This window comes from Pseudoalteromonas aliena, from assembly GCF_038155085.1.
GTDB lineage: Bacteria > Pseudomonadota > Gammaproteobacteria > Enterobacterales > Alteromonadaceae > Pseudoalteromonas > Pseudoalteromonas aliena_A.
The window spans coordinates 1-21,295 of sequence record NZ_JBAKAU010000022.1; the positions used below are offsets into that span (position 1 = coordinate 1).

Consider the following 21,295-nt stretch of genomic DNA (forward strand, 5'->3'; position numbering starts at 1 on the left):
TCGCTATGCGTTGCGCTCTGCCGTCTCAGTGGGGTCGCATTATAGGGAGATCCGATTCTTACGCAAGTGTTTTATTAAGTAAAGTTACATTTATTTTATACACAGATGAAGCTCACAACTAGTTCACAAGTTACTCACAAAAGTCTGTTGATAACCATGCTTTTAGCACTTTAAAACTAAACTCTTTTGGTTTGTTGTGGTAAGTTGCCAGCACTTTTTTAACTCATGTATTTAGGTAGTATCCATGACAGACATAATAAATAGTATAAGTGCCCTTTTGTGGGGCCAAGTTCTCGTCTACTTATTAATAGCAGCAGGCCTGTTTTTTACCGTTCGGTTAGGCTTCATTCAAATTGTCCAATTTCCACATATGTTTAAAGTAATGTTTGCTTCGCGTAAATGCGGCGATAATGAAATATCGTCATTCCAAGCTTTTTGTACATCTTTAGCCGCCCGTGTTGGTACAGGTAATATGGCAGGTGTAGCTGTGGCGTTATATTTAGGTGGCCCAGGTGCAATTTTTTGGATGTGGCTTATTGCCTTAATAGGAATGGCAACTAGCTTTGCCGAAAGTACACTTGCACAAGCTTATAAAACAAAAGATGCTGAGGGCAATTTTAGAGGTGGCCCTGCTTATTATATGGAAGTAGGTTTAGGTAAGCGTTGGATGGGCGTTTTATTCTCATTATGTTTAATTTTAGCTTTTGGCCTTGTATTTAATGCCGTACAGTCAAACTCTATTGCTGCAGCATTTGAAGTCGCGTTTGATGTACCAAAATATATTGTAGGAATAGTACTTGTTGTTGGCTCAGGTATTATTATCTTTGGTGGCTTAAAAACAATCTCTCGATTTGCAGAAATGGTTGTGCCTTTTATGGCATTAGCTTATTTATTAGTGGCGTTGTATGTATGTGCAATGAACTTTACGGCTTTACCTGATGTACTAGTACTTATAATAAAAAGTGCTTTTGGGCTTGAACAAGCAGGTGCAGGTGCTATTGGTTATGGTGTAACACAAGCAATGATCCAAGGGATAAAACGTGGATTATTCTCAAACGAAGCCGGTATGGGTAGCGCAGCAAATGCTGCCGCAACTGCAACACCTTACCCACCTCATCCGGCATCACAAGGATATGTACAAATGCTTGGTGTATTTATTGATACTATTGTTATTTGTACCGCGACCGCGTCGTTAATTTTACTATCTCAACAATTAGTACCTGAGTCTGGGGTGATGGGTATTGAACTTACGCAAGCAGCTTTACAAGAGCATGTTGGTAACTGGGGTTCTTACTTTGTTGCTATCGCTATCTTGTTCTTTGCTTTTACTTCTATTGTTGCTAATTATTCATACGCTGAGACTAATTTAATGTTTTTAGAACACAACTCTAATAAAGGCATGTTTATTTTTAGATTGCTTGTATTAGCAATGGTGATGTTTGGCGCTATTGGTGAACTTGGCTTAATTTGGACATTAGCTGATATATCAATGGGGTTAATGGCCATTGTAAACGTAATAGCGCTGTTTATGCTTTCAGGTGTTGTTGTGTGGCTTTCAAAAGACTATAACGAACAACGCAAAAAAGGACTAACTCCTACATTTGATAAGAGTAAGTACCCGAAGCTGAATAAAGAGGTCGACCCTCAGGCTTGGAAATAAAATCAAATAGCGAGCTACGGCTCGCTTTTTTAGCTCTATAGTTTATTTACATATTTTAAAAAGATTAAGTACTACCTTTAATAAGAAAAGCTTATATTAATTTTTGAAACTATTTTATATTTAATAACGTGTAGGAACATATAAAAGTTATCTATAAAAAAGAGATCTGATGGATGACATGAAAAAAAAAGTACAGTACCCATACCACTGATTATCAAGTTGGGCAAGATAATGTACAAAAATGGGGGGGGCTGATATCCATAACCCTGTATTTGGAATAAGCGCATTTCTAGTCGTGTTATTTGTAATACTTACCTTAGTTTTTGACCCTACCGTTACCCGTGATGCTCTAACCTCGACTAAAGACGCCATTATTAATCAATTCGATAGTTATTTTATGCTATTAGCCAATGCCTTTGTGATTTTTTACTTTATTTTAGCATTTTCTCCTTTAGGTAAAATTCGGTTGGGGGGCGTAAAAGCTCGTCCAGAACATGGTTATATGTCGTGGCTTGCTATGCTCTTTGCAGCAGGAATGGGTATTGGCTTACTATTTTGGGGAGTTGCAGAGCCAACAGCCTATTATACAGATTTGTATCATATGCCTATGGGGGTAGAGCCAAATTCAGCACAAGCATATTCATTAGCTTTAGGTGCAACTATGTACCACTGGGGTTTACATGGCTGGGCGATTTATGCAGTGGTTGGGTTAAGCTTGGCTTTTTTGCATTTAATAAAGGCCTTCCTTTATCTATACGTTCTGTTATTTATCCATTATTTGGTGATCGCGCATGGGGATGGCTTGGACATACCATAGATGTGCTCGCTGTACTGTCTACCTTGTTTGGTTTAGCTACATAGCTAGGCCTTGGGGCTCAACAAGCTACCAGCGGGATAAATTATCTGTTAGGCACTGATTACGGGACTGCTTTTCAAATATCTGTTATTAGTTTAGTAACGTGTATTGCTATTTTTTATGTTATTAGAGGTATTGAGGGCGGTGTTAAAGTACTGAGCAATATTAATTTGTGCGTTTATTTTATTATTAGCTGTTATTGCCCTTACTTTCTCTGATGCAATTACGGCAGTGTGGTTTACCCTTGGGGCATACGTAGAGCACTTTGTACCTATAAAAAATCCTTTTAATAGACCCGATGAAGATTGGATGCACTCTTGGACTGTGTTTTATTGGGCATGGTGGATATCATGGTCGCCGTTTGTTGGGATGTTTATTGCTCGAGTTTCAAAGGGGCGCACTGTACGTGAGTTTTTACTCGTCGTCATTGGCCTACCAACGCTTCTTAGCCTGGTTTGGATGGGTGTATTTGCTAATATGGCAATTACACAGGTAATAGATAAAGTTGGTCCGCTTGGACAAAATGGTTTAACTGATATCTCAGTAACTTTATTTCAAGTATACGAGCAGTAACCACTTTCTAGTTTTGTTTCTATTATTTCTATTGCTTTAGTCTTCTTTATTACTTCATCTGATTCAGGATCGCTTGTAATAGACGGTATAACTGCTGGCGGTAAAATAGATGCACCAGTGCCACAACGTATATTTTGGGCTACTGTTGATGGTGTGATTGCAGCTATATTACTTTGGGTTGGAGGCTCATAAGCATTACAAGCGCTTCAATCAGGAGTGGTGACTACTGCCCTACCATTTTCAATAATACTTATTTTAATGTGTATTACGCTTATTCAGGGCTTGTTGAGCGAGTATCCAATTTACAAAGCTCAGAGTAAACTGCAATAACAATTTATCCTTTATAAGCGATCCTCAAGGGTTGCTTATAAAGCATTAGCAATTCGTATAACTAAGTGCTTAACCCATTCCTTATACTCTTACCTTAAGTTTATTTTAGACACCGCACCTCTATAACATTCATTAATACCACCTCTAGTTAAAACTTATTTATTTTTAGAAAACAAACCTTACTTTAGCAGTGTTAAAAGCATCTGATTTACTAAAACATAGATACAGAAGTAATTTTGCCAAAAGAATTAAATAACCAGCGTTCTGATTTTTTGCTTTGTTATAAGCAGCTGCTCTTATTTACAATTAATTATACCAATGCAGTTAATTTAACCTGATGGGATAAAAGCAGTAACGGTTAAATACAAACTGGCAGCTTTGTAAATGTATAATGATGAAACTTTAAGATATTAAAAAGAAATAGATATTAAAGGTAAGTAAGTAGTAAAAATAAGATTGGGGAATTTCAGTAAGGATGAATTTTTATCCGAGGAGTTTAGTAAAAATGGTGCCCGAGGCCGGACTTGAACCGGCACGACTTGTTAGTCGAGGGATTTTAAATCCCTTGTGTCTACCAATTCCACCACTCGGGCATCGAGTTTGCTAATTAAAGCGTGTGGAGTAAATTATATGGAGGCGGAACCCGGAGTCGAACCGGGGTAAACGGATTTGCAATCCGGTGCATGGCCACTCTGCCATTCCGCCTAAACGCTTCCAAATAATTTGGAGCGGTACACGAGGCTCGAACTCGTGACCTCGACCTTGGCAAGGTCGCGCTCTACCAACTGAGCTAGTACCGCAAAATTCTGTTTTATCAGCGTTAAATTATCTTGGTAAAATAATTTAAAGTGGTGCCCGAGGCCGGACTTGAACCGGCACGACTTGTTAGTCGAGGGATTTTAAATCCCTTGTGTCTACCAATTCCACCACTCGGGCATCGAGTTTGCTATTTAAAGCAAGTGGATAAAACTAATATGGAGCGGTACACGAGGCTCGAACTCGTGACCTCGACCTTGGCAAGGTCGCGCTCTACCAACTGAGCTAGTACCGCATCATATTAATTCTAATATTAACTATTTTATAAATTACACTTGGTAATGCAATTAAACCACAAAGTGGTGCCCGAGGCCGGACTTGAACCGGCACGACTTGTTAGTCGAGGGATTTTAAATCCCTTGTGTCTACCAATTCCACCACTCGGGCATCGAGTTTGCTAATTAAAGCGTGTGGAGTGTTGAAATGGAGGCGGAACCCGGAGTCGAACCGAGGTAGACGGATTTGCAATCCGGTGCATGGCCACTCTGCCATTCCGCCCCAGTACGGGGTATTAACCTTAAGATAAACTTGGAGCGGTACACGAGGCTCGAACTCGTGACCTCGACCTTGGCAAGGTCGCGCTCTACCAACTGAGCTAGTACCGCACTTTATTTATCAATTAATTGAATTTACACATGATGATTTATGTGAACATTCAGGCAACTGATTAATTACCATTTCGTTTATCTCAGGGGCTTTGCCCTCTCAACACGGACGCATTCTACAGAGATTATTAAACGCGTCAATACAAAAAATGCTAGTTTTGAACTGTTTGCTTGTTTTTTATCTAAAACGGTGCGTTATTAGACATTTAGAGTTAATTTTTAGTCAATTCACCCCATGCTGCACGTAAATATTGCATCATCGAACTTAAGGTTAAAAAGGTTGCTACATACAGTAATGCAAAACTTAGGTAGTTCATCCAGGGTGCGTATTGCCAAATCAAGCCAATAATGGCTAACATTTGCGCAGCAGTTTTGATTTTACCCATATTTGATACAGCTACATTACCGCGCTTGCCCTGTTCAGCCATCCACTCACGCAGAGCTGAAATAACAATTTCACGGCATATAATAATCAATGCAGGTATTGTCATATACATAGACTGATAATGATCAGATAGCGCAACAAGCGCTGCACATACCATTACTTTATCTGCAACGGGGTCTAAGAAGGCACCAAAAGGCGTTGATTGCTCAAGCTTACGTGCTAAATAGCCATCAAGAATGTCGGTAATCGATGCAAGCCAAAATATAAAAGCGGCAGCAAAAAAAGCCCAGCTATAAGGCAAATAAAATATCACCAAAAAAATGGGGATAAGAAAAAGTCTAAAGGTTGTGAGTGTGTTTGGAATATTCCACATAACTACTTGGATATGTCTTTTTTCTATATTCGCACGAAGGGCTAGCCCTTGTCATGCAAATGGTTAAATATCTTCTCAGCCATGTCAGGGCTGATCCCAGGAACTTTCTTTAACTGTTCTATATTAGCAGCTTTTACTCCCTGCATGCCCCCTAAATATTTTAATAATGTTTGGCGGCGCTTAGAGCCTACACCATTTATTTCTTCTAATAAGGATTGAGTGCGCTGTTTTTGGCGCTTATTACGATGCCCTGCAATTGCAAAACGGTGTGATTCATCGCGAATATGTTGAATTAAATGAAGCGCTGGCGCATCAGAATCCATAGGAATTGTTTTGCGCCCGCCGTCAATTAATAAGGTCTCAAGGCCAGGCTTACGACTAGTACCTTTTGCAACACCTACTAACAGTGGCATTTTAGAATGAGGCCAATTTGCAAAATATTGCTCTGCTCGACCTAACTGTCCTTTGCCACCGTCAATAAAAATAACATCAGGTATTTTTTCTTCGCCTACAACTTTGTTGTAACGCTTGTTAAGTGCAAATTCCATAGCCGCATAATCATCGCCCCCGGTAATACCGGTTACATTGTAGCGCCTGTACTCTTTTGTATTTGGCCCTTGGGAGTCAAAAACTACACAACTGGCAACAGTATTTTCCCCCATGGTATGGCTTATATCAAAGCACTCCATCCTCGTTATATCATCAAGGCGTAAAGTTGCCTTTAACTGAGCATAACGTTTATTTATAGAGTCTTGAGTACTTTGCTTAACGGTAATGCTATTTAAAGCATTTTTATTAGCAAGTTGAAGGTATTGAGCACGCTCTCCACGAGTCACTACTTTAAGTGTTACTTTGCGCTCACTGATTTGAGTTAGGGCTTCACCTAATACTTCACCTTCTGCAATTTCGAACGGTAAAATAATTTCTTTTGCTATGCGCCCTGTTGCTCCAGGCGCTAAGTAATATTGCCCTAAAAATGAAGTAAGGATTTCTTCTTGGCCAGAGTCTTTTGGTACTTTAGGGAAATAGGTTTTACTGCCGAGCACTTTATGGTCGCGGATCATCAATAAATGAATCCCGTTTAAGCCATTTAAATGTGCAAAACCAACCACATCCATTTCAGCAAAGTTTCCCGATATAGACTGCTGCTCCTGCATTTTACGAAGTAGCATTATTTGGTCGCGAACTTTCGCAGCAAGTTCAAAGTTTAATTGCTGGCTAGCTGCTTCCATTTTTTTTATTAAATCAGCAATAACTTCGTGAGATTTACCCGTTAAAAATTTACGAACATAGTCAACTTGCTCGCTGTAATCATCATCCGTTACTTTATTTACACATGGCGCTGAGCAACGTTTAAGTTGATATTGCAGGCACGGGCGACTTCTAGCACGGTAATAAGCATCTTCACATTGGCGAACAGGAAAGATTTTTTGCATTAACCGCAAGCTTTCAGATACCGCTCCCGCGCTCGGAAAAGGCCCAAAGTACTCACCTTTAATTTTACGGCTGCCACGATGAAACGCTAAACGAGGGTGTTTATGGCTAGTTAATAAAATATAGGGATACGACTTATCATCGCGTAATAATATGTTGTAGCGAGGCTGATATTTTTTTATTAGATTGTTTTCAAGCAGCAATGCTTCGGTTTCAGTATTGGTGAGTGTGACTTCAATGTCACAAATATTACTCACTAAAACGCGTGTTTTGCTATCGGTAATGTTACTTCTAAAGTAACTGCTCACACGCTTTTTTAAATGCTTAGCTTTACCAACATAAATGACTTGCTGCTCGCTATCGAGCATGCGGTAAACACCCGGCTCACTTGATAGCGTTTTTAGAAAATGTACGTGATCAAATTCAGACATAAATTGTAGTTAGTACGACACGTCTATATCAATCATTTTATGACGAATTGCTAAATGGGTAAGCTCAACATCCCCCCCTACATTTAACTTTTCAAACATACGGTAGCGATAGCTATTTACTGTTTTAGAACTTAAGTTTAAGCGCTCAGCTATATCCTGTACTTTTTCACCTTTGGTGATCATAAGCATTATTTGTAGTTCGCGTTCAGATAAACTTTGGAAAGGGTTTTCATCTGTGCGGCCTGTCACTTGTGCAAGTGCTATTTGCTGTGCAATTTCAGGAGCAATATAACGCTGACCAGCATGAACACAACGAATAGCACGAACCATTTCGTCAGAGCCGGCACCTTTAGTTAAAAAGCCATGCGCACCAATTTGCATCACTTTGCTTGGAAATGGGTCTTCACAATTGACAGTTAATACAATTATTTTTACATCGGGGCAGTAACGACAAATTTTCTTAGTCGCTTCAAGACCACCCATACCAGGCATATTCATATCCATTAATACTATGTTTGGCGCATGCTGACGACAAAACTGTACAGCTTCTTCACCTGTTTTAGCTTCACCAATAACTTTAAACCCTCGTACATCATCAAGAATACGCTTGATTCCTGTTCGTACAAGCTCATGGTCATCAACTAAAAGTACATTAATCAACGGAACATCCTCACTTACCTAACAACATGCAATTTAATTTAATTAATTCGCCACAGTAACATACATAAAACGAAACAATAACTAATATTATTGCCTCGCCCTATCTAATAGTTGATTCAGACGATTTTTCGCTAAATTTGTCAACCCATAATGCAATGATACCATCACCCGTTACATTACATGCAGTACCAAAGCTATCTTGTGCCAAATAAAGTGCGATCATTAATGCCACCGCGCCTTCATTAAAACCAAGCATACTTGTTAATAAACCAAGTGCGGACATTACGGCCCCGCCAGGTGCGCCTGGCGCTGCAATCATTACTACACCTAACATCATAATAAACGGTAGCATACCAATTAATGAAGGAACTTCCATGTTTGGCGATAAAAACATTACAGCCATTGCACACGTTACAATCGTAATAGTTGAACCAGATAAATGAATGGTTGCACACAGTGGTACTGTAAAGTTTGCTACATCTTCTTTAACGTTATTTGCTTTACTTGATTGTAACGACACCGGAATTGTTGCCGCACTCGACATGGTTCCCAGCGCAGTAAAGTAAGCAGGTAGCATATTTTTAACTAGCTCTAGCGGATTACGTTTAAGTAATAAACCCGTAGAAACATATAATACTGTTAACCACAGCCAATGCATAACTAGCGCCGCAATAAGCACAACGCCAAATGTTTGTAGCGTGTCGACCACAGTACCTGCAACGGTCATTTCGGCAAATACACCTGCAATGTAAAATGGTAAAGCAGGGATAATTACTTTTGATAATAGCCCGTCAATTACATCACGTCCCTGATCTGATACTTTTTTAAGTGTGTCAAGCTGTAATTGGCTCATACCAATACCAAATACAAACGCAGTCACTAATGCGGTCATTACCCCCATGAGAGGAGGTATTTCTAAATCAATAAAGCTGCCAATCTCAGTTGCAACTTCAGCTTCAAATGTAATACCACCGCTAAGCATAGGTATTACAGTGCTGACAAGTAAAAATGCAAGCGTACCAGCGATAATTGTAGAACTATAGGCAAAACCCACCGTTTTACCTAGTAAATGACCCGAGCCTTTTGGTAGACCGGCAATTCCTGATGCAATAAAAAACAAAATAATAAGGGGAATTGTAAATGAGATGAGTTGGCCAATTAATTCTTTAACCGTAAATAAAAGCTCAACACCTGTCAAAGGCACATACAGTCCTACCAAAATACCAGCCACAATACCGGCAATTAATTTTAAGATTAAGTTCATTGTGATTGCTTACTTGAATTAAGATATGGTGTTTTTATCACGTTTTACTTAGCTTGTGTCATAAAACTGTTCAAGTGAGGTTCATTTGCACAAATAAACATCAATTACACTCACTTTAAGCTAATTTATAGACTTGATTGCTTAATAAAACATCTCTACTTAACGTTAAGAGCTAATTGAATATCTTTAATAACCAAAGCCTCACCTATTGTGGATTTTTATTTCACTTGGTTATAAGCTCAATAGATATATGTTATAGCCAAACTTTACTTTAGTTTTTTTTAACTCTCAGTAAAGTGTGTCTGTATAGTTAGTAGCAAATGCTATTAACACGTTGATCAGATTGTATCCAAAGGAACATTATGTCTACTATTTTTGAAGATAACTCACTAACTATTGGTAATACGCCGCTGGTAAAACTTAACCGAGTTACGGGTGGGAATGTATACGCTAAAGTTGAATCTCGTAATCCTAGCTTTAGTATCAAATGCCGCATTGGTGCATCGATGATTTGGGAAGCTGAAAAGTCAGGTCAGCTTATTGAAGGTAAAGAACTTATTGAACCAACATCGGGGAACACCGGTATTGCACTTGCATTTGTTGCAGCAGCACGTGGTTACAAGTTAACACTTACTATGCCAAACACCATGAGTCTAGAACGTCGCAAGCTATTAAAAGCATTAGGTGCAAATCTAGTACTTACCGACGGTGCAAAAGGTATGAATGGCGCAATTGAAAAAGCAAAAGAAATTCAAGCAACAGCACCTGATAAGTATATTTTATTACAACAATTCGAAAACCCTGCAAACCCAAAAATTCATTTTGAAACAACAGGCCCTGAAATTTACGATGCGCTTGATGGTAAAGTAGACTTTTTTGTAGCCGGTGTAGGCACTGGGGGAACTATTACAGGTGTTAGTCGCTTCCTTAAAACGGAAAAAGGACTAAATGTTAAATCTATTGCTGTAGAGCCAACTAACTCTCCAGTTATTAGTCAAACGCTTGCCGGTGAAGAAATTAAACCTGGCCCTCATAAAATCCAAGGGATTGGCGCGGGCTTTATTCCCGGTAATCTAGATATGGACTTAATTGATGGCGCAGAGCTTGTATCTAATGAAGACGCAATTGCAATGGCACATCAGTTAATGAAACAAGAAGGTATTTTAGTAGGTATTTCATCAGGAGCCGCAGTCGTTGCAGCTAAACGAATTGCTGAAAGACCGGAGAATGCTGATAAAAATATAGTTGTTATCCTACCAAGTGCTACAGAGCGTTACCTATCAAGCCCTATGTTTGATGAAGAGTTTAGCGATCAAGAGCTTGTGCAGTAATCTAATACTATGAGAAATAAACAAGGATGCTTATGCATCCTTTTTTATTAGTTCATTAAGGGATCGATAACTAATTTTCTACTCCCCCCTTTACATCTTCACGTTTTCAACACACAATTTACTTAACCGAGCGAATAATAACAATGATGAAGGTAAGATGAACAAACTAATAACTTTAATAACAATAATAACAATCTTGTTTATATCAGGTTGTGGTGACATTGCAAAACCTGAGAGTGCTACTCCTGGGGATATTGCAAGCGCCTATTTTGATGCCTTATATAATCAAAAGGATCTACAAAAAGCGAGTTCTATGGCTACTCCTAGCATGGCCCGGATAATGAAATCTTATGGTACAGCTAAACAATTCGCTCGCAACTTGATAAATCTACAGTATGACAAGGTTACTATCGAAATTGATATGACAAATATGAGTGTACGTCAGCAATTCGGTGATCATGCAAAAATAAACATTATCTTTACTGGATATTTTGGCTCTAAAAAAATTGATGATATTCGCACAGTTAAAATGATCCAGAAGAAAGGTAAATGGTATGTTGATAAGATAATGGTTGACCCTTACGCTCGTTAAAATAGGTGAATTACACATAAAAAGGCCTTACGTTCGTAAGGCCTTTTTCGTTTTACTTATTTTAAGTACTGCGCTACAGCTCACCAGGTTGAAAGTTATCAACTGCAATGGCTTTTTTACGTAGCTTATTAGCATGATGCATTGCATCAGCATCCGTTTGCTCTAGCAACTTATTTTCAAGCGCATAATTTATAGCACCTTCAATATCAAGCGTTGCAGGCACACTGCCCTTACGCTGCCATTGTTTTAAGTCTTTAAACTGCGCTTGCATATCATGCATAGCTAAAAATGCGCTTTCCATGACCCCTGTACCTGCATTTTCATCTACATAACATAAATGCGTTAAGCGGTTTCTAAATACTCCAGGTTGAGTCATACGCTCGCAAATACTTTGTGTTATTTCATCACTTGGTCTGTGATAATGGTTTCCAAGCGGGAATACGATACGTTTAAGGATAAAATTAACAACCGGATTTGAAAAGTTTTTAAAGAAGCCATTAAACGCTTGGCCAATTTCAAATAATGAGTTCTCAATTGCATATTTTACAAATGGTAAATCAGCTTGTTGGCGCCCTTCATCTTCATAACGTTTTAAAACAGTTGATGCTAAGTATAAATGACTTAATACATCACCCAAACGTGCCGATATCATTTCTTTACGTTTAAGTTCACCGCCTAGCATTAACATTGCAACGTCTGTACAAATAGCTAACCCTCGGCTCATTCTGCTCAGTTGTTTATAATAAATAGCCGTTTCACCGCCTACAGGGGCTTTAGCAAAGCAACTGCGTGTTAAACCATGCACAAATGCCATACCTGCATTACTTGCAGCAAATAGTATGTGGTTCATTAATAAGCCATCAAACTGTTCAAGTGCTGCATCGTTATCTTCCATTGCAGCGGCTTCCATTTCTTTTAAAACAAATGGGTGGCACCGTGTTGCACCTTGGCCAAATATCATTAAGTTACGCGTTAAAATATTTGCGCCTTCAACCGTAATCGATACCGGAATCCCCATGTAGCCATGTGCCAAATAGTTATTAGGCCCTACTTGAATTCCTTTACCTGAATGAATATCCATAGCATCGTTCATTACCGTACGACCCATTTCAGTCATATGGTATTTAGCAATCGCTGTTACAACCGACGGGCTTAATTTTAAATCAATCGCACCTGCGGTCATTAATCGGCATGACTCTAGTGTGTAAGTTAAACCACCAATACGCGCAAGTGCCTCTTGCACACCTTCAAATTGCCCAATTGATACACCAAACTGCTGGCGTACCATGGCGTATGCCGATGTCATTTTAGACGCTAAATGCCCAGTTGCTGCACTCAATGCTGGTAGTGAAATACCACGCCCAGCACTTAAACACTCAACAAGCATTCTCCAGCCACGCCCTGCACACTCTTGCCCACCAATAATCCAATCCAGTGGAATAAATACATCTTTACCGTAAGTGGTACCGTTCATAAAGGCCATATTAAGCGGATAATGACGCTCACCCGTTTCAACACCCGGATGATCGGTTGGTATAAGTGCACACGTTATACCTAGCTCTTTTTTATCACCTAATAAAGCATCAGGGTCGTACATTTTAAATGCTAAGCCTAGTACAGTAGCCACTGGTGCAAGCGTAATGTAACGCTTTGACCAATTTAAACGCAGGCCCATTACTTGCTTGCCATTGTGATCCCCCATACACACCACGCCTGAATCTGGAATGCTGCCAGCATCAGAGCCCGCCTCTGGTCCCGTTAATGCAAAACAAGGAACATCTTTACCATCAGCTAAACTTGGCAGCCAACGATCTTGCTGCTCTTTAGTGCCATAATGAAGAAGTAACTCGCCCGGACCTAAGCTATTAGGCACCATTACAGTGACTGCGGCAGTTAAGCTTTTTGTCGAAATTTTTGACACTATCGTCGAATTAGCAATTGCGGAGAACTCTCGCCCGCCAAATTTTTCTGGAATGATCAGCGCAAAAAAACCTTCCGTTTTTAGGTAATCCCACACTTCTTTTGGTAAGTCTTTGTCTTTTTGTACAATTTGATAATCATCAAGCATAGCCAGCAAGGTTTCTACTTGGTTAGCCATAAATGCGTTTTCTTTATCACTAAGCTCTGGTTTAGGAAAGTGGTGCAGTTTTTGCCAGTCTGGGTTACCACTAAACAACTCACCATCCCACCAAACATCACCTGCTTCCATCGCCTCTCGCTCTGTTTGCGATAATGGCGGAAGCACCTTTTTGAACATTTTAAACGTAGGACGACTAATCAAGTTTAGGCGAATATCTTTAACCGCAAAAATAGCCACCACCACGACCAGCAATATTATAAATATTAACATGCGCACATTCCTTACACATTGAATGAAAATAGTAACTTAATTATGACCCATCTTAATTTAAATACAATCATTGCACGACGAGTCGTGAGCCTTAATGCATTCATTTTATTGTTTTAAACACCACTCTTATTATTAACGTTTTAATAGCAATAAATTAAAGGAATAGCATGACCCTCTTTCGATTAAAGCTAAGTATGAGCGCCTTAATGGTAGGAACTACGTGAAAAATACCAAGGTGTTCAAGCTCCTATCGCACGTAGCGAAAATGACTTTGATCCGGGTGCTAAGTACCACGTCACGGGTAACACGCCTTATACTCGTTACTTTTTAGCGCATATTTTACAATTTGAGTTTCATCGCAGTTTATGTGAAATTGCCGGTAACGATAAAGCCATTCATCGCTGCACAATTTATAACTCAAAAGAAGCGGGGGATAAACTAAACGCTATGCTTGAAATCGGTTCATCTCGCCCTTGCCAAGAAGCGCTTATAACTGTAACAGGTAAGCCGTAAATGGATGCAACAGCAATGCTCGATTACGTTGCACCATTACAAACATATTTAGATAAACAAAACGAAGGCCGCAACTGCGGCTGGTAAATAGCGCTAAACAAAAAGCCCGCTCAAATGAGCGGGCTTTTTATTCATATTCTAACTTTTAGTTAAATTAGAACTGTAAGCTTACATTTGCAAAGTAAGCATCATAATCAGAATCATCCCAGTTATTGCCGTAACCTGCTTCTAAACCAACATTGTTGTTGAAAAAGTGTTGAGCACCAAGCTTGTAGTCATCATTTTTATTAACTGTAACAAAAACCGATGTTGCTTTGCTGAAATAGTAGTTAGATGCTAATTCCCAGCTACTAGAGCCGCCATCAATATCTACAAATTTACCTTCAACAGTTAAGTAGTTACCTTGCTGTAAATCAACAAAGTACTTTGCTGCTACTGCACGGTAATCAAAATCATCATCTGATGTTACTGTAAAGCCGATATAATCAGTGCTGTTTAATTGGTGGTTATATGCCAAATCAAACATAAACTGATTGTCAGCATCTTCTACATCTATAAACGTTGCTTTTAATACAAGGTTTGGGTTAAAGAAGTAACCAGCAGAAAGTTCTATTACGTCCGTGCTTGAGCCATAATCACTATCGTAATTATTGTACTGCGCACCTAATACAAAATCTTCTACAAAATACTCACCACCAATGCTAGTAACATCGCTATAATCATTATCACTGTATGCACCATAAACATTTGTTTGTTTATTGATGTACTCAAATTGATCGTAAGGACCTAAAGTCGCTTTTGGAGAAAAATAATAAGTTGAATCAACACTTACTGTGTCATCACCATCTACGTCCATGTATCCTACATGGCTGATTGATTGGTAAGTATCTGCAGCCATTGCAGTGGTTGCAGCGCTTGATAATAAAATGCTCGAAATGATAACGGCTAATTTTTTCATTTTAAATTCCCTATAAATATTACTTTTATGCTTGGGCTGTCTAGCCAAAGTCGGGGCGCATCCTAACGCCAGAAAAATGAACAAAAACTGAATGAGAGGTCAAACTACGACCTTGAAAAAGTGATTTAATTGTAAATATTTGCATGTAAATGTAACTATAAAGTATCTCTTAAATATACAGAACAGTAGTATGTCATTACTTGAGTTAAAAAAAGTAAAAAATACGGTATAAGTTGTCGCTAAATTGAATACAACTTAATTATTCGATAAACCTCATCAATATTATTTCCTTTCACTATTTTTTTTCTAATTTTTCAAAAAATTACTCTCTTTTATTTATTATTTCTGAATTTATAGTAACAAGCAGGTTTGTTTCAGTGCGTATTTTTATCTACTCCTTCATAATAACCATTATTTATTAGTAAAAGTGACTACAATAATTACTACTTTACAACTAAAAAATTAACTTTGGTAACGATAAAGCTATTCGTCGCTGCGCAATTTATGCCTCAAAAGAAGCGGGGATAAGCTAAACGCCATGCTTGAAATGGGTTCGTCTCGCCCATGGCAAGAAGCGCTTGAAACTGTAACAGGTAAGCCGCACATGGATGCAACAGCCATGCTTAATTACTTTGCATAATTACAAACATATTTAGATAAGCAAAACGAAGGCTGCGGCTGGTAATAAAGTAATGCACTTGTATAAAACAACAAAGCCCGCTAACTAAGCGGGCTTTTTAATATTACTTTTGTATTAACTAAGTACGGACTTAATTAAAACTGAAAACGCATGTTAGCAAAGTACGCATCGTTATCAGAATCATCAGCATTGTTTTCGTAACCCACCTTTACACCAATATTTTTATTAATGAAGTGTTGAGCACCAAAGCTGTAAGTGTCTTGCTTGTTGTAGTTAGCAAATACAGATGTTGCCTTTGAGAAGTAGTAGTTAGTTTCTGCTACCCATTGGTTTTGGGCATCATCAATACTTTCGTACTTACCTTCAAACGTTAAGTAGTTACCTTGCTGTAAATCAATGAAATATTTAGCTGCAACTGCGCGGTAATCAAAGTCATCGTCTGATGTAAGTGTAACACCTACGTAATCAGTGCTGTTAAGCATGTGGTTGTAAGCTAAATCAAATAATGCGTAATCATCGCCGTCTTTGTTTTCAACTAGTGTTACTTTTGCAAGTAAATCTGGGTTGAAAAAGTAACCACCTGTTAATTTATAAAGTTCACCGTTAGAGCCTGTATCTGGGTCTTTATTCTCGTAAGACGCACCAACAACAAACTCATTAATAAAGTATTCGCCGCCAACTTTTGTAACATCACCAGAGTCGTCATCAGCGTAGCCGCCATATACGTTAGTTTGTTTATTGATGTACTCAAATTGATCGTACGGACCTAAGGTTTTTTTAGGTGATAAGTAGTAAATAGAATCTACAGCAACGGTGTCGTTGTTATCGCTATCTTTGTAGCTAAGGTTGCTAATTGAGTTATAGCTGTCTGCAGCAGCCGCAGTGCTAGATAATAAAATGCTCGAAATAATAACTGCTAATTTTTTCATTGTAAGACTTCCCTATGTACATTGCTCTTTATGCTCTAGCTGTATTGCTAAAGTCGAGGCACATGCTAACGCTAGAAAACTGAATGAAAACTTAACTAACCAGTTGTATTTATTAAGTTAATTGTAAGGAAGTGTTGTAAACTGTAAAATTAAAGTAGTTGCAACACTTGGTCAACAACTACTTAAAATATGTATCGCAGCTTAAAGCGCGAGTTGACTAATAATACGGTAAACGTCGTTAATATTATCGCCAGATTTAAACTCTTTACTAATGGGTGTTGGATCTGAACCCACCCATATTTTAAGCTCTGCATCTAGGTCAAAGTGGCCTGCACTTTCTTTACTAAACTTTGTTATTTTAGAGTAAGCAATACTCACCATTTCCATTTTAGAGCCGGTCATACCTTGCTTATCAATTAAGATTAAGCGCTTATTAGTAAAAATAAACATATCACGTACTACTTTATATGCTTTTTCTACTTGCTCACCCTCAATTAATGTATTGGCGAGGATTTTCTCTAAATCAGAATCGTCAACTTCGCTGGCATTACCCATTAATCCACTTAGTAAACCCATTATACTTTCTCCTGTTTAAATATTTGATTCTCTAATGTGTGACCATTAACTAACTGCCTGTACTGCCAGTTGTGCTGATGACAAAAGCTCAGTAGTGCAATATCGAGCGGCTCACCTGTTGGCTGATACTCAATTACATATTCTTTATGTTGGCTCATATACACGCGGTTCACACCTGCAATTGCTTGAAGCTGTTGCTCAACATTTGGATAAGCCTCGCTTAGCATTAATGTATAAAAATGTTTATCGGTATTATTCGTTTTTGTTTGATGCTCGCTCAGTACACCTTTATCTAAATGAAGTACCTGTGAGCATAGCCGCTCAAGCTCAGTTAAATCGTGAGAGCTTAAAATAAATGTAGCCTGTTCACTTAATTCAGATACTAGCTCGCGTACTTCTCTGGCATGAATCGGATCAAGGCCTGCGGTTGCTTCATCAAGCATTACAATTTGCGGCGCGCCAATAAGTGCTTGCGCTATCGTAACGCGCTTGCGCATACCGTGCGATAAGTCCCCTGCGCGCTGCTTTGCAATTTCTTTTAAGCCAACTAAATCAAGTACACGTAGCGCCTCAGTTTGGCTCTGCTTAGCACCCATACCTTGCAGTTTTGCATAAAAAGCGAGTTGCTTATCTATATTAAAACGAGGGTCAAGTTGTGCGTCTTGCGGTAATGCACTTACTTTATTAAATAAAGCAGCGCTCCCTGGCTTATGCCCTAATATTTCAAGGCTGCCTTTACTTGGCGCTATATAGCCGCACAACAAACTAAATAAGGTTGTTTTACCCGCGCCATTTGGCCCAACAAGCGCCACCGGTGCGCCTTTATTAATTTCAAAGTTCACATTATTAAGTGCCAATTTTGCACCGTACGATTTACTCAAACCGCTAGCTGTAATTAATGGTCTCATAGTGAGCTCCTTGCAAAAATACGTTGAGCAACGCTTAGTAACACCACAGTTTGCAAAAGGGGAATAGCTACAGCGCTTAATAATGGTAAATTTTGCCCCGCTAATAACTCTATTTGCACACCCGGAAATAAATAATCAAGCAAGCCTAATGCGGGTATTTGCCATTGTAATATACCAACTACAATACCGCCTGCTGCAAAATATAAAATGGCCAACACAATGGATAAACGCGATGAGCGTGCAAAGGTATTTATTAGCGTCATCAGTGCTACAAATGGGCATAAAGTAACAACCAATATTAAAAATATAGAAAGCGCACGGGCAAAACCACCAGCCAGTAAACTAGGATCTCTAAACCCTAGTACAGCAAGCGTGGCCACAAGCGTTATACCCACCAAACAAGCTAATACCGATAATTGCCCTAAAAAACGGCCAAACAGTATTTCAAAGCGAGTGGAGCGCAGTGATAAAAACCTTAGTGTGCCACGCTCTCTATCGCCTACCGTTTGGTCGCTACAAATAAATAAACCAAAAACGGGAAAACTATAAAGGGCTATTAACCAGTACATAGCAAATTCGGCCTCAGGCCAATCTAATAATTTACTTAAACCAATAGAACCTGATATATCACGGGCTATTTGCTCAAAATCGGGCGCACTTACAATGCCTACTGCTTGCCCTATTGGGTAGCGCAGTATTATTAGCCACACCAATGCAAAGGCAGCTAATGCAATAAGTCCACGCTTAGTTAAAAACATACGTACAAGCTCAAATCCCGCTATTTGCGTTAATCGCCCTACGTTTATAGGTAATGGTGTTGCCATTGACTATCCTTAATGACTTTTTATTTTCTGTGTATTTATCCACACTAAGTGTAAACACCTTGAATTACCAGCAAAAAAAAGCCCACCTATGGTGAGCTTTGTAACAATACATTTAAATGTAACAGCATAAATTGCGATATAAATTATAAATGCTGCTTATAAACCTCAAGTGCTTGGCTTAAATCGCTAATTAAATCTTCAACATCTTCAAGGCCAATATGCAGGCGAATAACCGGGCCTAAACCCCAACCTGTATTTGAACGCAGCCCTTTCATAGTTAAATTAGCCGTTACTAAACTTTCAAAACCGCCCCACGAAAAGCCCATTTTAATATGCTCAAGGCTATCTAAAAATGCATCAATCGCTTTTTGATTACCTGTTTTCATCACAAATGAAAACAACCCATTACTGCCATCAAAGTCACGTTTAAAAAACTCATGCCCTGGGCAGCTTTCAAATGCAGGGTGGCGAATATGGTCAACAAGCTCATGTTGCTCAAGCCATTTAGCTACTTCTATTGCTGCTTTTTCATGTTGATTTAAACGCACACCCATTGTACGCAGGCCTCTAAGTGCTAAATACGCATCATCGGCACTGGTACATTGCCCTAGTAAATACGAGTTTTCGCGCAAGGTTGGCCAGTACTTTTTATTAGCAACAGCCACGCCCATCATCACGTCTGAATGACCAACAATATACTTAGTTGCAGCCTGAATACTAATATCAACACCGTGCTCTAACGGGCGATAATGCAAGCCATTACCGTAGGTATTATCAAGTATGGTCATTACATTGTGCTCATTGGCTACTTTTACCATAGCGGGCACATCTTGCACTTCCATCGTAATAGAACCCGGAGACTCTAAAAACAACACTTTAGTATTTAACTGAATGTAGTCTTTAATACCTGCGCCAATGGTTGGCGGGTAGTACGTTGTAGTAATTCCAAGTCCTGCTAAAATTTTATCGCAAAAATCGCGAGTTGGTTCGTACACGTTATCAACCATTAAAATATGATCACCGGTTTTTAAAAACGATAAAAAGACTTGGCTGATCGCCGCTGCGCCACATGGGTATAGTGCACAGCCTTCGCCGCCTTCAAGTTCTGTAATCGCTTCTTGTAGTGCAAAGTGTGTCGTGGTGCCACGGCGTCCATAAAATAACGTTTTATCGCCACGGGTTTTAGCCGCTTCTTTTAAATCGGCTACGGTATCAAATACAATAGTAGAGGCACGTTGTACAACGGGGTTTACTACGCCATGTGTGTACGCTTTTTTGCGCCCAGATGACACCAGTTGAGTGTTTTTATTACTTTTACTCGACATTGTTAATCCTTAAGGGTTTGTACGCCAATGCTCAATTAAATAACGAGAGATAGAATCGGTTCTAGGCAGCTTTAAATGCTCCCCTTCTTGGTGCCAATTACCAAATTGCGCTAAGTCTTCACGACTAAACCATTTTGCATCGTCTAGCTCTTCTTTATCTACGTTGATTTGTTCAGATGTCGCCTCTGCAAAAAAACCAAGCATAATGGACGATGGGAACGGCCACGGCTGAGAAGCAACATAACGTACGTTATCAACCTCTATGCCTGCCTCTTCTTTAACTTCACGTGCAACCGCTTGTTCTAGTGTCTCCCCTGGGTCTACAAATCCAGCAAGCGACGAATACATACCGATAGGCCACGCAGCTTGGCGACCTAACAAACAGCGTTCCACTCCGTCAGCAAAGACTTTAGTAACAACCATAATTACCGCAGGGTCGGTACGCGGGAATGTAGGATGCTTACAGTTTTCGTTTTCACATATACGAGAATGCCCTGCTTCCACTGAACGGTTTTTACTACCGCAGCGCCCACAAAAGCGATGCGTGGCATGCCAATAACATAACCCTCTCGCAAGGGCGGCTATTGAGGCATATTTAATGGTTACTTGAGGCCCATATTGGCGAATATCAAAAAACTGAGCATCCTCTATTAAAGGTGTAAGTACACTTTCATCCAAATCAGATACATCCAATGCAAACACACCATGTTTAGCATTGTTCAAACCAACAAAAATAGCACTCGTTAAATCTAAATGTGCCACTTGTTGATACGTTAAATAGCTTACTTTAGGGGTATCTTTAATAAATAGGGTTTGATTATTTTTAACTAAAACCCATTTACTTTGCGCCGACATTTGCGCTTTAAGCCACGATGGGTCTTTACGAAAATTTGAGCCTCTGTCTAGTGGCATATTGCTGTAATGGAGCATGTAAGTCCTTGGTAACTCGTTATGCTTTAAAA

Annotated in this window: 15 protein-coding genes, 8 tRNA genes and 3 pseudogenes; 6 read left to right on the forward strand and 20 right to left on the reverse strand. The window is 39.2% G+C overall.

Features of this window, described 5'->3' with window-relative positions:
• Nucleotides 1–244 precede the first annotated feature (244 nt).
• Together V6260_RS16165 and V6260_RS16170 are read left to right on the forward strand one after the other, a co-directional pair.
• Entirely contained in the window at nt 245–1,660 is a 1,416-nt protein-coding gene (locus V6260_RS16165) for an alanine/glycine:cation symporter family protein (protein WP_341595126.1), read from the forward strand.
• 188 nt (nt 1,661–1,848) lie between these two features.
• Nucleotides 1,849–3,419: pseudogene (locus V6260_RS16170) on the forward strand (BCCT family transporter); the annotation flags it as partial.
• 506 nt (nt 3,420–3,925) lie between these two features.
• Here V6260_RS16170 and V6260_RS16175 read toward each other — a convergent pair.
• The 12 genes from V6260_RS16175 to V6260_RS16230 all read right to left on the reverse strand — a co-directional run bounded on the left by V6260_RS16175 (nt 3,926) and on the right by V6260_RS16230 (nt 9,387).
• Nucleotides 3,926–4,012 (reverse strand) — tRNA-Leu (locus tag V6260_RS16175).
• A 38-nt stretch (nt 4,013–4,050) separates the two neighbouring features.
• A tRNA-Cys gene (locus V6260_RS16180) sits at nt 4,051–4,124 on the reverse strand.
• A gap of 19 nt (nt 4,125–4,143) precedes the next feature.
• A tRNA-Gly gene (locus V6260_RS16185) sits at nt 4,144–4,219 on the reverse strand.
• A 49-nt stretch (nt 4,220–4,268) separates the two neighbouring features.
• Nucleotides 4,269–4,355, reverse strand: a tRNA-Leu gene (locus V6260_RS16190).
• 39 nt (nt 4,356–4,394) lie between these two features.
• Nucleotides 4,395–4,470: transfer RNA gene (locus V6260_RS16195), tRNA-Gly, on the reverse strand.
• 65 nt (nt 4,471–4,535) lie between these two features.
• Nucleotides 4,536–4,622, reverse strand: a tRNA-Leu gene (locus V6260_RS16200).
• A gap of 37 nt (nt 4,623–4,659) precedes the next feature.
• A tRNA-Cys gene (locus V6260_RS16205) sits at nt 4,660–4,733 on the reverse strand.
• A 31-nt stretch (nt 4,734–4,764) separates the two neighbouring features.
• Nucleotides 4,765–4,840, reverse strand: a tRNA-Gly gene (locus V6260_RS16210).
• A gap of 212 nt (nt 4,841–5,052) precedes the next feature.
• A complete protein-coding gene (gene pgsA / locus V6260_RS16215; RefSeq protein ID WP_058548269.1) occupies nt 5,053–5,598 on the reverse strand; it encodes a CDP-diacylglycerol--glycerol-3-phosphate 3-phosphatidyltransferase in 546 nt (181 codons plus the stop codon).
• 41 nt (nt 5,599–5,639) lie between these two features.
• On the reverse strand, nt 5,640–7,463 hold the full coding sequence (gene uvrC, locus V6260_RS16220) for an excinuclease ABC subunit UvrC (protein WP_341595127.1): 1,824 nt from the start codon (nt 7,461–7,463) through the stop codon (nt 5,640–5,642).
• A gap of 9 nt (nt 7,464–7,472) precedes the next feature.
• Nucleotides 7,473–8,123, reverse strand: a complete 651-nt coding sequence (gene uvrY, locus V6260_RS16225) for a UvrY/SirA/GacA family response regulator transcription factor (protein WP_341595128.1) — start codon at nt 8,121–8,123, stop codon at nt 7,473–7,475.
• 100 nt (nt 8,124–8,223) lie between these two features.
• Entirely contained in the window at nt 8,224–9,387 is a 1,164-nt protein-coding gene (locus tag V6260_RS16230; protein WP_341595129.1) for a dicarboxylate/amino acid:cation symporter, read from the reverse strand.
• A gap of 362 nt (nt 9,388–9,749) precedes the next feature.
• Between V6260_RS16230 and cysK the strand changes: the two genes are divergently transcribed.
• Together cysK and V6260_RS16240 are read left to right on the forward strand one after the other, a co-directional pair.
• Entirely contained in the window at nt 9,750–10,718 is a 969-nt protein-coding gene (gene cysK, locus V6260_RS16235) for a cysteine synthase A (protein ID WP_341595130.1), read from the forward strand.
• A gap of 157 nt (nt 10,719–10,875) precedes the next feature.
• The gene (locus V6260_RS16240) at nt 10,876–11,310 is read left to right on the forward strand and encodes a hypothetical protein (RefSeq protein ID WP_341595131.1); all 435 of its coding nucleotides are present in this window, start codon (nt 10,876–10,878) and stop codon (nt 11,308–11,310) included.
• A gap of 73 nt (nt 11,311–11,383) precedes the next feature.
• Here the strand turns inward: V6260_RS16240 and V6260_RS16245 are convergent, their stop codons facing one another.
• A complete protein-coding gene (locus V6260_RS16245) occupies nt 11,384–13,660 on the reverse strand; it encodes an acyl-CoA dehydrogenase (protein WP_341595132.1) in 2,277 nt (758 codons plus the stop codon).
• Between the two features lie 213 nt (nt 13,661–13,873).
• On the opposite strand from V6260_RS16245, the pseudogene V6260_RS16250 reads away from it, so the two are divergent.
• Nucleotides 13,874–14,260, forward strand: a pseudogene (locus V6260_RS16250) (M2 family metallopeptidase); the annotation flags it as partial.
• A 67-nt stretch (nt 14,261–14,327) separates the two neighbouring features.
• Here the strand turns inward: V6260_RS16250 and V6260_RS16255 are convergent.
• Nucleotides 14,328–15,131, reverse strand: a complete 804-nt coding sequence (locus V6260_RS16255) for a putative porin (protein ID WP_341595133.1) — start codon at nt 15,129–15,131, stop codon at nt 14,328–14,330.
• Between the two features lie 470 nt (nt 15,132–15,601).
• On the opposite strand from V6260_RS16255, the pseudogene V6260_RS16260 reads away from it, so the two are divergent.
• A pseudogene (locus tag V6260_RS16260) lies at nt 15,602–15,771 on the forward strand (M2 family metallopeptidase); the annotation flags it as partial.
• Between the two features lie 134 nt (nt 15,772–15,905).
• Here V6260_RS16260 and V6260_RS16265 read toward each other — a convergent pair.
• The 6 genes from V6260_RS16265 to nudC all read right to left on the reverse strand — a co-directional run bounded on the left by V6260_RS16265 (nt 15,906) and on the right by nudC (nt 21,263).
• Nucleotides 15,906–16,700, reverse strand: a complete 795-nt coding sequence (locus V6260_RS16265) for a putative porin (protein WP_341595134.1) — start codon at nt 16,698–16,700, stop codon at nt 15,906–15,908.
• Between the two features lie 201 nt (nt 16,701–16,901).
• Entirely contained in the window at nt 16,902–17,276 is a 375-nt protein-coding gene (locus V6260_RS16270; protein ID WP_341595135.1) for a PH domain-containing protein, read from the reverse strand.
• The gene (locus V6260_RS16275) at nt 17,276–18,184 is read right to left on the reverse strand and encodes an ABC transporter ATP-binding protein (RefSeq protein WP_341595136.1); all 909 of its coding nucleotides are present in this window, start codon (nt 18,182–18,184) and stop codon (nt 17,276–17,278) included. The genes V6260_RS16270 and V6260_RS16275 overlap by 1 nt, the downstream gene beginning before the upstream one ends.
• Nucleotides 18,181–19,008, reverse strand: coding sequence for an ABC transporter permease (locus V6260_RS16280; protein ID WP_341595137.1), 828 nt, complete (start codon nt 19,006–19,008; stop codon nt 18,181–18,183). The genes V6260_RS16275 and V6260_RS16280 overlap by 4 nt, the downstream gene beginning before the upstream one ends.
• 143 nt (nt 19,009–19,151) lie before the next feature.
• Nucleotides 19,152–20,333 carry a cystathionine beta-lyase gene (locus tag V6260_RS16285; protein ID WP_341595138.1) on the reverse strand — a complete coding sequence of 394 codons (1,182 nt, stop codon included), beginning with the start codon at nt 20,331–20,333 and terminating at the stop codon, nt 19,152–19,154.
• Nucleotides 20,334–20,342: 9 nt separating this feature from the next.
• Nucleotides 20,343–21,263: an NAD(+) diphosphatase gene (nudC, locus tag V6260_RS16290; protein WP_341595165.1), complete on the reverse strand. Its 921-nt coding sequence runs from the start codon at nt 21,261–21,263 to the stop codon at nt 20,343–20,345.
• Nucleotides 21,264–21,295 lie beyond the last annotated feature (32 nt).